General features: G+C 39.3%; 12 protein-coding genes. 7 read left to right on the top strand and 5 right to left on the bottom strand.

Annotated elements, in window-relative coordinates; translation table 11 throughout:
* The first annotated feature begins 130 nt into the window (after positions 1-130).
* The 7 genes from FFL34_RS04485 to FFL34_RS04455 all read left to right on the top strand — a co-directional run bounded on the left by FFL34_RS04485 (position 131) and on the right by FFL34_RS04455 (position 8,525).
* On the top strand, positions 131-1,132 hold the full coding sequence (locus FFL34_RS04485) for a proline racemase family protein (RefSeq protein WP_407656573.1): 1,002 nt from the start codon (positions 131-133) through the stop codon (positions 1,130-1,132).
* Between the two features lie 102 nt (positions 1,133-1,234).
* Positions 1,235-2,896, top strand: coding sequence for a peptide ABC transporter substrate-binding protein (locus FFL34_RS04480; protein ID WP_171046270.1), 1,662 nt, complete (start codon positions 1,235-1,237; stop codon positions 2,894-2,896).
* Positions 2,897-2,997: 101 nt separating this feature from the next.
* A complete protein-coding gene (opp3b, locus tag FFL34_RS04475; RefSeq protein WP_138601856.1) occupies positions 2,998-3,936 on the top strand; it encodes an oligopeptide ABC transporter permease in 939 nt (312 codons plus the stop codon).
* Positions 3,923-4,939 carry an oligopeptide ABC transporter permease gene (gene opp3C, locus FFL34_RS04470; protein WP_138601854.1) on the top strand — a complete coding sequence of 339 codons (1,017 nt, stop codon included), beginning with the start codon at positions 3,923-3,925 and terminating at the stop codon, positions 4,937-4,939. Before opp3b ends, opp3C begins: the two co-directional genes overlap by 14 nt.
* Before the next feature lie 11 nt (positions 4,940-4,950).
* The gene (locus tag FFL34_RS18910) at positions 4,951-6,933 is read left to right on the top strand and encodes an ABC transporter ATP-binding protein (protein ID WP_138601852.1); all 1,983 of its coding nucleotides are present in this window, start codon (positions 4,951-4,953) and stop codon (positions 6,931-6,933) included.
* Positions 6,934-6,948: 15 nt separating this feature from the next.
* Positions 6,949-7,311, top strand: a complete 363-nt coding sequence (locus tag FFL34_RS19015; protein WP_138601850.1) for a DUF3899 domain-containing protein — start codon at positions 6,949-6,951, stop codon at positions 7,309-7,311.
* 137 nt (positions 7,312-7,448) lie between these two features.
* Positions 7,449-8,525: a M24 family metallopeptidase gene (locus FFL34_RS04455; RefSeq protein ID WP_138601848.1), complete on the top strand. Its 1,077-nt coding sequence runs from the start codon at positions 7,449-7,451 to the stop codon at positions 8,523-8,525.
* A gap of 148 nt (positions 8,526-8,673) precedes the next feature.
* On the opposite strand, the gene FFL34_RS04450 is transcribed toward FFL34_RS04455, so the two are convergent.
* From FFL34_RS04450 to FFL34_RS04430, 5 genes are all read right to left on the bottom strand, one after another.
* Positions 8,674-10,716, bottom strand: a complete 2,043-nt coding sequence (locus FFL34_RS04450; protein WP_138601846.1) for a prolyl oligopeptidase family serine peptidase — start codon at positions 10,714-10,716, stop codon at positions 8,674-8,676.
* 344 nt (positions 10,717-11,060) lie between these two features.
* Positions 11,061-12,287, bottom strand: coding sequence for an NAD(P)/FAD-dependent oxidoreductase (locus FFL34_RS04445; RefSeq protein WP_138601844.1), 1,227 nt, complete (start codon positions 12,285-12,287; stop codon positions 11,061-11,063).
* A complete protein-coding gene (locus FFL34_RS04440) occupies positions 12,280-12,618 on the bottom strand; it encodes a (2Fe-2S)-binding protein (RefSeq protein ID WP_138601842.1) in 339 nt (112 codons plus the stop codon). The genes FFL34_RS04445 and FFL34_RS04440 overlap by 8 nt, the downstream gene beginning before the upstream one ends.
* Complete coding sequence (locus FFL34_RS04435) at positions 12,611-12,928, bottom strand: (2Fe-2S)-binding protein (protein WP_138601840.1); 318 nt, start codon at positions 12,926-12,928, stop codon at positions 12,611-12,613. Before FFL34_RS04435 ends, FFL34_RS04440 begins: the two co-directional genes overlap by 8 nt.
* Before the next feature lie 74 nt (positions 12,929-13,002).
* Entirely contained in the window at positions 13,003-14,673 is a 1,671-nt protein-coding gene (locus tag FFL34_RS04430; protein ID WP_171046432.1) for a sigma-54 interaction domain-containing protein, read from the bottom strand.
* Positions 14,674-14,743: the final 70 nt, after the last annotated feature.

Here is a 14,743-nt window from a genome sequence, read left to right as displayed (position 1 = left end):
AGCAACACCTCCATATATTTCGCTTCTATTATAACATGCAAAAGTTGTACCACTTTAAATATTTGTAAAATTGTAATTTGGCACAAAAATTGCAAAGATATATATAGCAAAAGATTGGGGGGTGGAGAAATTGGATATTCATCGTTTTATTTCAACTGTTGATTTACACGTGGCAGGTGAGCCATTACGAATTATTACCGGTGGGTTACCTGCAATAAAAGGCAATACACAGCCGGAACGACGGGCTTATTGTATGGAACATTTGGATGGACTGCGAAAAACGCTGATGAATGAACCCCGCGGCCATCACGGGATGTACGGCTGTATTATTACGCCACCCGCGTCAGAACACGCTGACTTCGGTGTATTATTTTTACACAATGAAGGCTGGAGTACGATGTGCGGGCATGGCATTATTGCGGTTGTTACGATGGTTGTTGAAACAGGGCAGTTCGATGTGCAAGACGGTCGCCGGAAGTTCATTATTGACAGTCCTGCGGGTGAAGTAATTGCTTATGCAACATGTGAGGAGCAAAAAGTAGTCAGTGTCGCATTTGAAAATGTTCCTTCGTTCGTTTATGAAAAAGATTACCCTGTAAAAGTAAATGGACAGTCCGTACCTGTTGACATCGCGTTTGGTGGGGCCTTTTATGCAATTGTTGACAGTGTCAAATTAAATTTACAGTTAAACAAAAATGATTTAACACAAATGCAATCATTGGGGATGGAGATTAAACATTATATTGAGGCGAACTTAGACGTACAGCATCCGCTTCAAGGAGATTTAAGAGACATATATGGTGTGATTTTTTCTGGTGAACCATCTAATGAAAGCGCTGACTTAAAAAACGTGACGATTTTTGCTGATCATCAAATCGACCGTTCGCCATGTGGAACTGGAACAAGCGCACGAGCTGCAACGCTATTTGCAAGAGGTGAATTGGATAAAGGGGAAGCCTTTTTACATGAGAGCATTACGGGTGGCGTTTTTCAAAGTGAAGTGCTCCGGGAATCAAAAGTACAACACTATGATGCAATTGTTCCGAAAGTCGCTGGCACAGCTGAAATTACTGGTTTTCATCAATTTGTAATCGATGCGAGAGACGCAATGCCGGAAGGGTTTTTGTTGTAATGACTGGTTCTATATTCAAAAGAAGTTGGTGTCTAAAGTTTTATACATTTTGATTTAAAAATGTATAGGCATCTTTATCAAATATGGAATGGAGGAAAGTCTATGGTTGTAAAAAAAGTGGTTTCTGTTTGGGTCATACTTGCAGGTATAGTACTCCTGACAGGTTGTTATGGGGGAGGGTATGAATCAGTGAATGATTCCAATCAAAAGGAAGGCGATGCCGCGGAATCACAAAGTACCTTGTATCTTGCTACTACTGGTGAGATTCCTACGTTAAAAACAAATGGAACGATGGATGGTCTCTCGCAAACTATAATTCAGAACATTTTTGAGGGGCTTTACAGAATCGGAAAAGATGATAAACCAACTGAAGGTATAGCAAGTGGTTATGAAACCAGTGAGAATGGTAAGGTCTTCACATTTGATCTTAGAGAAGATGCGCAATGGTCAAATGGGGATTCTGTTACGGCAAATGATTTTATTTATGCATGGAAAAAGGCACTTCATCCAGACACATTCTCACCACATGCCTATTTAATGTCACCAATTAAAAATGCTTCCGAAATTCAGAATCCGGATGACGTTAAGTATGGAAAGGTTGATCAGCTTGGTGTTAAGGCATTAGATAAAAAAACATTAGAAGTTACATTGGAGAATAAAGTTCCGTACTTTATCGAATTACTAACTAACCCTGTTTTTTACCCACAAAATAAAAAGTTTGTAGAGGAGCAGGGAGAGGATTACGCACTAGAAGTAGAAAATTTAGTCTTTAATGGACCATTCACATTAAAATCGTGGAATCACGGACAAGGTTGGGTTTTGGAGAAAAATAAGGCTTATTGGGATTCCAAAACAGTTAAAACAGATGAAATTAATTATAAAGTAGCAAAGGATACATCTACTGCAGTTAATTTATATGAATCAAATACTATTGATGTTGCCAATCTATCTTCTGAATTTGTTGATGTATATAAAGATAATAAAGAATTTGCAACATCTGTTATGTCAGAGGTTTATTTCTTACGATTCAACCAGAAAAATAAATTTTTAAGTAATGTAAAAATCCGAAAAGCACTTGATATGGCATGGGATAAAAAGCAAGCAACAGAGGTAATTCTTAAAAATGGGTCAAAGCCTGCGCACTATCTAGTTCCTTATAATTTCACCGAATCATCATCTGGTGAAGACTTCCGGGAGAAATATGGTAATTTTAATACGACAGAAGTTGAAAAAGCACAGGAATTATTTAAACAAGGAATGGATGAACTGGGAGTTAGTAAAGTATCGCTAGAATTACTAAGCTATGATGATGGCCAGCGAAAGTCTGTTGCGGAATATATTAAAAATCAATGGGAAAAGAACCTGCCTGGGTTATCAATCACTATTAATCAGCAGCCAAACAAACAAAAAATTGCGCTAGAGGAAAAACTTGATTACGATGTTTCTCACTCTGGATGGAGGAATGATGTTAAAGATCCGGTAGAATTTTTGTCTCTTTTTCTTTCAGATGGACCATATAACTGGCAGAATTTTAGAAATGAAAAGTACGACAAGCTAGTGAAGAAAGCTCAAACCGACTTCTCAGATATTGAAAAGCGATTTAAGGATCTGCAAGAGGCGGAACGTATTCTTATTGAAGAAGAGGCAGCTATATCGCCAATGTATCAAGCAGGCTCCGCCAAATTAATAAAACCTTATGTTAAAGATTTTGTGGCTCATTCTAACAACACGTATACCTATAAATGGGTGAAAGTTAAGAAATAGTTAAGTTGAAAGTATCTTCTTATCTTTTTTGATAAGAAGATACAGTTCTTAACTGCTATAAAGCAAAAAGAAATACTTGAAACTATACTAGAGGTGTTCGTATGAAAAAGTATATTGTAAGTCGGCTCGGGTATATGGTTTTCACATTTCTTTTAATCGTTACATTCACATTTTTTTTGATGCAAACGTTACCAGGATCACCATTTAATGATCAAAGAATGACAGACGTTCAAAAAGAAATCATGTATGAAAGATATGGTTTAGATGACCCCGTTGCCATCCAATATGTAAAATATTTAGGGAATATTATTCAAGGGGACTTTGGCGTTTCATTTCAATTTGATGGAAGGCCGGTTACAGATATTATATCAGAAAGAATAGGCGCATCAGCATTATTGGGGGCGCAATCTTTAATTGTTGGAACAGTTATAGGTTTATTGCTAGGAATTATTGCAGCGCTAAAACATAATACGTTTATTGATTATGGATCGATGGTTTTAGCTGTTCTTGGTTTATCAATACCTAATTTTGTATTTGCTGGAATTCTTCAATATTGGGTTGGAGTAAGGTTACAGTGGCTGCCCGTAGCATTTTGGGAAGGTTTGGAGTATTCCATTTTACCAACCATATCGTTAGCAGCCTTTGTGGTGGCAACAATTGCGCGATTTATGAGAACTGAAATGCTTGAGGTACTTGGACAGGAATATATTAACACTGCAAGGTCTAAGGGGATACGAGACTCGTCAGTTGTGATAAAGCATGGACTGAGAAATGCGATGATCCCCATTATCACGATACTAGGTCCTTTAATTGTACATCTGACGACCGGAACTTTAGTAGTTGAAAAAATATTCAGTATCCCAGGTTTAGGAGAGCAATTTGTTAAGTCAATAATGACTAATGATTATCCTGTTATCATGGGTGTGACGTTATTTTTCAGTATTTTGTTTATAACTGTAATCTTTATTGTTGATTTGTTATATGGTGTTATCGATCCACGAATTAGACTTTCGGGAGGTGGAAAAGATGGGCGTACCTGATAATAAATTGACTGATGAATTATTTGAGGAGGCGGAGCAAAATCATACGAATGTTGAAAAAATAAAACGTCCACCAGCCACCTATTGGAAGGATTCTTGGTTACGGTTGAAAAAAAATAAAGGTGCTATAGTTGGAATAATACTTATTACTGTTATTGTCTTGTTGGCTATTTTTGGTCCGATTATGAACGACTATGGGTATAAAGAGCAAAATCTCTCACGGAACAATCTTCCTCCTAAAGTTCCGTTATTAGAAGATATATCATTCCTTGGTTTTGATGGCGTAGATATCCGGGGGCAGGACCAATATGAACTTAAAAATATAGAAGGCTATTTTTGGTTTGGAACGGATGAATTGGGTAGAGATGTGTGGACAAGAATATGGCAAGGGACACGGATATCATTGTATATTGCGTTTTTAGCTGCTCTACTGGATTTAATAATTGGCGTTGCATATGGTAGTATATCGGCGTTTTACGGTGGAAAAGTCGATAATGTTATGCAAAGAATAATAGAGATTTTAGTGGGTGTACCTAATTTAATTGTGGTTATATTACTCATATTAATTTTAAAGCCCGGCATAATGTCCATTACCTTAGCTATGGTAATTACCGGATGGGTGAATATGGCAAGGATTATCCGTGGTCAGGTATTAAAGTTAAAAGGTCAAGAATTTGTTTTGGCATCTAGGACTTTGGGAGCTAAGGACAGGCGGCTGCTATGGGGACATTTAATACCTAACTCCCTTGGACCGATTATTATTACGACAATGTTCACAATTCCAAATGCGATTTTTACAGAGGCTTTTCTTAGTTTTATAGGTTTGGGAATTCAACCACCTGCAGCATCATTAGGTACGATTGTTAATGATGGATTTAAATTATTGAAAATCTATCCGCATTCTTTGTTATTTTCCTCAATAGTTATCAGTTTAATTATGGTTAGTTTCAATCTTGTAGGTGACGGTTTGCGTGACGCATTTGATCCTAAAATGAAAAAATAGGGGTGGTCATTTTGGATAAAGTACTGTCGGTAGAGGATTTAAGTGTCTCGTTTGATACGTACGAGGGGGAAGTGAAAGCAGTAAGAGGAATTTCCTTTGATTTATATAAAGGTGAAACATTAGCTGTGGTTGGAGAGTCAGGGTCAGGTAAATCTGTTATGTCTAAAAGCTTAATAGGGTTAATTCCAAGTCCTCCTGGTAAAATAACCAGTGGTAACATACATTATAAAAATAAGAATGTTGGAAACCTATCTAAAAAAGAAATTCGTAAAATAAGGGGATCGGAAATATCAATTATTTTTCAAGATCCTATGACTTCACTGAATCCAACAATGCCTGTAAAAAAGCAAATAATAGAAGGAATGATAGCACATCAGAATGTATCAAGAGGTGTTGCTTCAAAAAAGGCAATTGAATTATTGGAACTAGTGGGAATTCATGATGCTGCCAATCGAATCAATCATTATCCGCACCAATTTTCAGGCGGTATGCAACAAAGAGTGGTAATTGCTATGGCGCTAGCATGCAACCCGGATATATTAATAGCTGACGAACCTACGACTGCACTTGATGTAACGGTACAGGCTCAAGTACTCGATTTACTTAAAGATATTCAACAACGGCTAGGCACATCCATTATATTTATTACACATGATTTGGGAGTTGTTGCAAATATAGCAGATCGAGTAGCAGTTATGTATGCTGGGAAAATTGTGGAGATAGGGAAAGCTGAAGAGATTTTTTATAATCCAAAACACCCCTATACTATTGGTTTGCTAAATGCAATGCCAAATTTATCCAAAATACAGGATGAATTGGCAACCATCCCAGGTTCACCCCCAAATCTCATGGTTCCTCCAGCGGGGGATGCCTTTGCAGAACGCAACAAACATGCGTTGAAAATTGACTATCTTTATGAACCACCATTTTTTGAGGTATCGGATACACACTTTGTCGCAACCTGGTTAATGCATGAAAAAGCATCCAAAAAGGCAAAGGAGTTCTATCAACAGCAGTTGGGTAATCGGGAAGATACAACTAATTATGGTACCAAGCCAACCGTTTCTACTGAAAAAATTTTAGAAGTAAAAGAACTCAAACAGCATTTCAAAACAGGAAGAAGAAGTAGTGTTAAAGCAGTTGATGGTATAACATTTGATATTTGTAAAGGGGAGGTATTTGGGCTTGTAGGTGAGTCAGGATGTGGTAAGTCAACCACTGGAAGGACGTTGGTACAATTATATAATGCTACTTCTGGTCAAATTTTATTCAAAGGAGCTGACATTAAGCAAAAAAGTAAAAGTGACTTAAATAAAGAAATACAAATGATATTTCAAGACCCATATTCCTCTCTCAATCCAAGATGGACGGTTTCCGATATTATCGCTGAGGGTCTAGATATACACGGTTTATACCACAATAAAAAAGAGCGGCTTACAAAAGTTTATGAATTACTGGAAACGGTGGGATTACAAAAGGAGCATTCAAGTCGATACCCTCACGAGTTTAGTGGTGGACAGCGTCAACGTATTGGAATAGCCAGAGCATTAGCAGTGGAGCCAGAATTCATTATTGCCGACGAACCCATTTCCGCACTTGATGTTTCTATTCAAGCACAAATTATTAATTTAATGAGGAAACTGCAGAAGGAAAAAGGACTTACTTTTTTGTTTATCGCACATGATTTATCCATGGTGAAACATATCAGTGATAAAATTGGTGTGATGTACCAAGGAAAACTAGTTGAAATAGCCGATAGTGATGAACTGTATAGAAATCCTCTACATGGCTATACGAAATCTCTTCTTGATGCAATACCATTGCCTGATCCAGATACAGAAAAGAAAAAGGCTGGCAATAGTGTTTCAAAGTGGGAGGGCGAACTTGATAGTTCAACTCTACGACAAGTTAAGAAAAATCACTGGGTAGCATGTACAGAGTTGGAATACAAGAAACTTAAACAACAGAATAATGAAACAATCATACCTACGTGATTTTTCTAAAAGGTGATGGCAATGAAAATAAATAAGTGGTTACTACCTATAGTCTTTGTGATTCTTCTAATGCTTACAATGACAGGAACAGTGAATGTAGTATTCTGGGATAAATTCTTCCTTTTCGGTTTACTATGTTTTATGATAGGGGGCGTTTTCTGGCTGATAGAAAATAATGTATTTAAAAATACTATTAATAGCTTTCGACTATTTTTTAAAAAAAGCTCCAAGATAGAAAACTATGTGTCGGAACTTGAGGAGGAAAGAGTAACAAATGATATAGCCCCGTTAAAAAGTTCCATTGGCACTAAGTTATTGTTGTTTGGTTTGTTCATTTTAATTACATCAACTGTTTCATCATATTTTTTTTATTATTAATAAGGATCTACTGGGATAACCCCTGTTTTTTCAGCGGTGAAAGTATAGCATTACATGAGTGACTGTCGGGTAGGGGGTAAGAAAAAGTCAAAGAAAATAGGAGAACTTTTAAGAAAACTAATATAGGGAGGATAACAATGTCTAATATCCGAAGAACACAAAGTAAATTGAATACTGAAGAATTCGATGGATTAATGATTACGGGGGCCTGGAACAGAAGATATCTTTCCGGTTTTACTGGAAGCAATGGAGTTCTACTGATAACCAAAAATGAAAAAATACTCATTACTGACTATCGATATGTGGAGCAGGCAAAAATACAGACGGATTTTGATGTTATTCTGCATGCAGAACATACTGGACATAAAGATAAAATTTTCACGGAAGTTGCCAAACAAGTAAATGCATTGGGAATAAATCGATTAGGCTTTGAACAGCAGCACCTTAACTATGGTGCTTATTGCAAAGTGAAAGAGCTGATGCATACGGAATTAATACCTACCTTTGACCTTATTGAAGATTTGCGCATGATTAAATCTGAAGCAGAGCTTACGAAGCTTAAAACTGCATCGCACATAACCGACCAAGCCTATTTACACATACTTGAATATATCCATCCAGGAATGACAGAGATGGATGTATCCGAAGAGCTCCAATCTTTTATTAAAAAAAATGGCGGTACAACTACTGGCTTTCCTCCCATTGTTGCATCAGGGGTTCGTTCATCAATGCCACATGGCCGGGCCAGTGATAAGAAAATAGAAAAAGGAGAAATGATTACGATAGATTTTGGTGCCAATTACCAGAGTTATTGGGCAGATATATCCAGAACTGTCTCTCTAGGTGAGCCGGATTCCAAAATAAAGGAAATACAGGAGATCGTTTTGAAATCATTCAAAAATTGTGTAAGGAATATAAAGGCGGGAATCAGCGATCAAGACGTTGATTGGTTAATGCGGAAGCACTTGATGAAAACAGGATATAATGAACAATCCGGTACAGGAACTGGTCATGGCATCGGCTTAGAAGTGCATGAAAAGCCTCTCTTTTCTGTTATGAAAGAAAAAGAACTTAAGGCAGGAATGACAGTAACTGTTGAGCCCGGCATTTACATTCCAGATTTAGGCGGTGCGCGTGTAGAAGACGTGCTGTTAATAACTGAGGGTGGATGTGAAGTGTTAACACCATCGACGAAAGAGCTGGTAATTATTTAGTATTGACTATGAAAATCTGAAGATACCTTATTTTACGTAAATGTCCATTTCATTTAGATAAGATAATGTACGTATTTTATTAATCAATAGCAAAAAGGAATGTCGGTAATTGTACTATCGACATTCCTACTTAAAAATGGAGCAATTGTTAAACAAATATCCCGAATTGCTTAAACAAAAAAGTATACAAATCTGTTTGCTCTTCAATTATTTTAGATGTGGGTTTTCCCATACCATGGCCGGCATTTTTTTCAACTCGCAAAAGAATTGGATTGTCCCCGGATTGTGCTTCCTGCAACGTTGCCGTAAATTTTTTGGCGTGTAAAGGAACAACTCTATCATCCGTATCGGCTGTTGTAATAAGTGTAGGAGGGTATTCCACACCATCTTTTACGTTATGCAGCGGCGAATATTCATACATGAATTTGAAATGATCAGGGTTTTCTTCCGCATTGCCGAATTCTGTAGTCCAGAAACGGCCGACAGTAAACCGGTGAAATCGCAGCATATCGGTAACCGGGACAAGGCATAAAGCTGCACCGAACAATTCTGGCCGTTGTGTAATACATGCACCAACTAGCAGTCCACCGTTACTTCCTCCCATGATTGCAAGCTTTTGCGAGCTGGTATAGTTGTTATCGATTAACCATTCTGCAGCTGCAATGAAATCGTCAAAAACATTTTGTTTCTTCTTAAGTATTCCGGCTAAATGCCAGTTCTCGCCAAACTCACCACCACCTCGCAGATTGGCAACGACATAAACGCCACCATTCTCCATCCACAGCATCTGTGATGGGGAAAAAGAAGGTGTTAAGCTAATGTTGTATCCGCCATAGCCAAAGAGAAGTGTCGGGTTATTACCATCAAGCTTTAGTCCTTTTTTATGTGTAATAAACATCGGGATCTCTGTACCGTCTTTTGAACGGTAGAAAACCTGTTTTGTTTCGAATTGATTGGACTGGATTGGTGCATCTGATTTCAGACATTCTTCCATTTGGTCGTCTTCCAGTACATATTTTACCGTTTTAGGAGGATGGAGATAGGATGTATATTGAATAAATAGTTCTTCTCCATCATTTTTCCCCTGTATATCGGTTATGGTGATATATGAAGGGAGAGACGGTTTCTTTTTCAGATTGCCCTTTTTATCGAAAACTTTTAGCTCGTCGTATGCGCTTTGCAGATAAGCGACGATAAAGTGCCCCTGTTTAAGCTTAATCATCGATAATGTATTGTTCGTTTCAGGAATCACCGTCTGCCAATGCTCTCTATCCGGCTGTTTCAAATCAACAGCGATGAGTCTTCCTTTTGGCGCCTTATTATTGGTATAAATGTAAAATGTGTCGTCGTCATTACCGATGAACGAAAAATAATCTTCTCCATCATTGATTAGGCGAACGAATTCCCCGTCACTGTCCACGCTCCGGTAAAAAATTCTGCTCTTCGGTTCAGTACCATTATATACCTTTAGAATGAGATATTGATTATCATCCGATAATACTGGAAGAAAAGACAGTTCTTTGTTATTCCTGTCCTCGTGGATAAGTATGTCTTCGGATTGTAGGGTTCCCAGTGTGTGCCAGTAAACACTGTTATAAAAGCTTTCATCAGTAAAAAAATGTTGCTCTGGATAACGGTTATAGTAAAATCCGCTGTCATCTTCGCTCCATGCGATATTACTAAATTTGCACCACTCTAAGACTTCGGGGAGATCTTCCATCGTTTGCAAGTTTTTAATTTTAACTTCTTGCCAGTCACTTCCATTGTAGGAGACACCATAAGCAAGCATAGATCCGCTCTGGCTAAAACTAATATTAGTAATAGCGGCAGTACCATTGTTATTGAGTTTATTCGGATCAATGACAACTTCCATTTCAACAGGTTCATTTATGGACTTGCTCCTGTAAAATACAGGCTGATTTTGTAATCCATCGTTTTTATGGAAGTAGTAATAGGCACCGTGTTTTTGTGGTGCTGAATATTTAGGGTAATTCATTAAAGTTGACAATCTTTCTTTAAGTTTTTGTCTCTCAGGATAGCTGTCAAGGTAGTCCCTTGTACGAAGGTTTTGTGCTTCTGTCCATTCTTTTGTCTCAGCCGTTTCAGCATCCTCAAGCCACCGGTAAGGGTCGGCAACGTCAACACCATGAAAATTTTCTACAATTGATTCTTGTTTTGAAACAATACGCATATCATCGTTCCTCCTTAGTTTATATTTCCTCCATTAATGGAAGTTTCATTCAGTTCCCGCTTTTCCTCCCCTCTAAATTAACCCTTTCAATCTACTGAATATTATGCAATTTTTGTGCCGTTTGAGTGAAAAGTTTATCATAGACGTGTGACATTGAGGTCTCTGTGGGGTAAAAAGACGTGAGCGCAAATAACTGTATAAAAAATTATACACTATCCAATTGATAATGATGGGTTGTATTCATATGGATGGAGATTTATTCGCAACAATGGCCCACTAGATATTAGTCTAAGTGGGCCATTTAAATGATATTAATCTAGTATGATTTCAAGTCTTTAGGTTTATTACCCAACCGTCCATTCACTTTTACTTCTTTGATATTCTTCCCACTTCTCCTGCATAATCCGTTTTCCCTTTCTGACATTCGGGTCAAACTGAAATGGTGCCTGATCCCTTGTTTGGCTGACGGATGCAATTGCTTGTTCGATTTCGTTCTCAAGTTCGTTGACACCATGATTGGCTGCGATGGTCAGACCGGCCACTGTTCCTTGATCAATGGCGATTTTCGCCCCTTCAATTCCGGTGATATTACCGGCAACGTATAGGCCGTCCAAAGCCGTTTCCATTCTATTGTTGTGCAGCGGGACATAGCCGCCGAGTTCATCAATCAGGTAAAATGGGCAACCTGCAACAGCTGCCAGTTCGGTTAATGGGTATAATCCGCCTGCAATGCATACAAAGTCGCAGGAGATGGTTTCCTCTGTGCCGGGAATGATGTCTCCATCTGGTCGAACGGTTGCTATCTTTACACCTTCGACTTGTTTATTACCGTAGATTTCCACGACTGCTTTTCGAAGCTGAATCGGAATCCCCCACATTTTAAAACCGCTTTTCGGGTAGAAGGTAATGCCCAGCTGTTTCATCAGATCGTTTTTCATCAGTTTACTGCCAAATCGCATTAGGGCAGAAGGTGCCATATGGGCAACATGCAGCAAGTCATTCATCACGCTTTCCGGCTGTGCTGCTTCTTGGGTAAGCTTGTTTCGCTCCGGTAGTGCCAGTGCTGCTACGTTGACGCCTGCCATCTGCAGTTCTGAGGCGATGACAGCGGAAAGGGCATTCACACCAATGATGACGCCCCGTTCTCCTGGTTTCACGCGGTGGACATTGGTCATCACTTGTGCTGCCCCGACAGACATGACGCCAGGTAATGTCCAGCCCGGAACAGGCACCGGGGATTCCGCGGCGCCGGTTGCCAACAGTAAATGATTTGTAGAATATATATTTTTTTCCGTATAAATCGTCCATTGGTCTTCATCGCGTTCTAAGTTATGAACAGGTGTGTTCAGCAAGATTTGTACCCCAAGGTCGGTTGCTTGTCGATGTAAACGGGCGGATTCTTGAATGCCATTCCACCATGTCCCATCCGGCTGCTCATAAAGTTGTCCAAGCAAACGTCCGCCTGGTTTCATATATTCATCGATTACCAGTACTTGTAAACCTTTACGGGCACAGGTGACTGCAGCAGATAACCCAGCCGGACCTGCTCCGATAATAATGACATCATTCATGTGCATTCCTCCAATCCCTCACTGGTGAAGGAAGCGGGCCACCACTTTGAATGGTCATTCCTTCTTGCAAAGGGGTGAGGCAGGATCGGACACCTTGCTTACTGTTGACTGTTACCCGGCATTCAAAACAGTGTCCAATGTTGCAATAAATGCCCCTTGGAGATCCACTGTCTTCATGGTGGCGCAATGTGCGTATGCCATTGGCAAGAAGTGCAGCGGCGATTGACTCATTTTCTCTGCCAATTAATGTTTGGCCATTAAATGTGAACGATACCTCTTTTTGTTCCTCCAAGGGACCGAGGACGGGATGGTCGGTGATTCGCTTACTCATTCTGCTCGCCTCCTAAATTACCGAAACTGATTGGGCGGACGGGCGGTTGATATTTTAATGTGACCTGACTTTGACTGTTCTGTTCCAAATCACGTGTTACTTTATCGACAAGCGGTCTGCACGTCCGACCGCCACAGTATCCCATGCCGGCACGGGTTCGGAGTTTTAGTTCTCTGGCTGAGCATTGATATTTCGATGCAGTTTCACTAAGTTCTTTAAAGGTAACCTCTTCACAGCGGCATACCATTAATTCATGTTCGGTCAATTGGATCACCTCTGAAATAATAAATGCGTTTACATAGAATGACATGCAAGAATGATGCCAATGGAAGATGCTTATCCCGCCTCGTGGACGAATAACACTTCTATGCTTCCGATTTCATGTTACGTTATCCCCAGTTTTTTGATCCGGTTGTACAGGGTAGCCCGCGTAATGTTCAGGTTTTTAGCACATTGCAGTTTGTTTCCGTCCGTTTTCTCCAACTCATTAAGAATGATATTTTTCTCAACATCTTGCAGTCTAGCACTCAATGAGCGATTGTCATTGTGATTGAATTCTATTTGACTAGTACTGGAAGAAGCCTTAGCTTGATCGAATTCAAATGGGATTTCATCAAGCTTTATTTCCCCGTCTTCTGAGAATACCACTAAACGTTCGATCACATTTTTTAGCTCTCTAGTATTTCCGGGCCACTGATGCTGGAGCAACGCTTGCATGATGTCCTGGGATATTCCGTGAATAGGGCGGTTGTATTTAATTGATATTTCATGTAAGAAGTAGTGGGTCAGCTCGATGATATCCGCCGGCCGTTTGCGCAATGGGGGTACTTCAACGCTGACGACATTTAAGCGATAATACAAGTCTGCTCGGAATTTATTTTCGTTGACAAGTTCTTGCAAGTCTTTGTTTGTAGCTGCAATGACACGAAAGTCGACTTCAATTTCTTTTGTACCGCCTACAGGATAGAATTTCTTTTCCTGCAGCAAGCGCAGTATTTTTACTTGCATTTCCAGCGGCATCTCACCAATTTCGTCTAAAAATAATGTGCCGCCTTTCGCGAGTTGTGCTTTACCTTTTTTTCCTTTCTGATCTGCTCCGGAAAAGGCTCCTTTTTCATAACCGAATATTTCACTCTCGAATAGCGCAGAAGGAATAGCACCGCAATTAATAGCGACAAATGGTGCGTTCTCATCTTCACGCACGTTATGGGCTGCTTTAGCGAAAAGCTCTTTCCCGACACCACTTTCCCCGTGGATTAAAATGCTTGCATCAGTTGAGGAGGCCTTTTCGATTTTATCGATTGTTTTCTTAAGTGCAGGACTGTTTCCGCGTATATTTTGAAAAGGGTCTTCGCTTGCGGTTAATTTTGTTACTTCTTTTTCCAAGTTAAATAGTTTTTCACTTGCATGGTATAACTCTTTATTCAACCTTATTTGACTGGTTATATCAGTTTCCGAGACGACGGCACCAATAATGTTGTTATTAAAGTAGACTGGGTTTGAGTTAATGAGCACGACTTGATTTTCTTTTGCTTTATGCTGTTGATGATGGACGGAGGTTCCTTTCTCAAGCGAGTTAAAGATTTCTAGTCGTTCGCGGCTGAAAAATTCGTTGATTGGCTTGCCTATAATATCTTCTTGTTTGATGGAAAATAGTCGTTCAGCACCCTTTGTCCACGTGATCACGTTTTTGTCCTGGTCGATTACCGTACAGGACTCGTCGGTGGTAGCAAGAATCGTATCGATGTAAGCATTCAACTGCTGATAGTTTGTATATAAATGTTGACATAATTCATTTGCACTTATATAGCCGGCCGCTCCTTGCTTGTCTACTACGACGATGCATTCCCGTTCGGCCAGTTCGGTTAGTACTTTCTTCATATCATCATTGATGGAAACGGTTCCGCATAATACGTAGACTGGCTGTTCTGTAATGCCAGAAATTCGAACATCAAAAAATTGCGTTCCTGTTTGTAGCAATACTCTTTTCGATGAGGATGCTTCTGTCGACCGCTGTAATTCTTTTTCAATAGTTTCCTCACTGTTTGCTAGAATAAATTGTTTATTTACAAAGGGCTTAATGGATTGAAGTGTTAGCAAAATAAATCACATCCCTTTATTGTAT

The sequence above is a fragment of the Lentibacillus cibarius genome, assembly GCF_005887555.1.
GTDB classification, from domain to species: Bacteria; Bacillota; Bacilli; order Bacillales; family Amphibacillaceae; genus Lentibacillus; species Lentibacillus cibarius.
This window is presented reverse-complemented; position numbering and strand designations above follow the sequence as displayed.

Coding starts and splice junctions, on each gene's coding strand:
- FFL34_RS04480 (WP_171046270.1), top strand. CDS start 1,235: ATGGTTGTAAAAAAAGTGGTTTCTGTTTGGGTCATACTTGCAGGTATA.
- opp3b (WP_138601856.1), top strand. CDS start 2,998: ATGAAAAAGTATATTGTAAGTCGGCTCGGGTATATGGTTTTCACATTT.
- opp3C (WP_138601854.1), top strand. CDS start 3,923: ATGGGCGTACCTGATAATAAATTGACTGATGAATTATTTGAGGAGGCG.
- FFL34_RS19015 (WP_138601850.1), top strand. CDS start 6,949: ATGGCAATGAAAATAAATAAGTGGTTACTACCTATAGTCTTTGTGATT.
- FFL34_RS04455 (WP_138601848.1), top strand. CDS start 7,449: ATGTCTAATATCCGAAGAACACAAAGTAAATTGAATACTGAAGAATTC.
- FFL34_RS04450 (WP_138601846.1), bottom strand. CDS start 10,716: ATGCGTATTGTTTCAAAACAAGAATCAATTGTAGAAAATTTTCATGGT.
- FFL34_RS04445 (WP_138601844.1), bottom strand. CDS start 12,287: ATGAATGATGTCATTATTATCGGAGCAGGTCCGGCTGGGTTATCTGCT.
- FFL34_RS04440 (WP_138601842.1), bottom strand. CDS start 12,618: ATGAGTAAGCGAATCACCGACCATCCCGTCCTCGGTCCCTTGGAGGAA.
- FFL34_RS04435 (WP_138601840.1), bottom strand. CDS start 12,928: ATGTCATTCTATGTAAACGCATTTATTATTTCAGAGGTGATCCAATTG.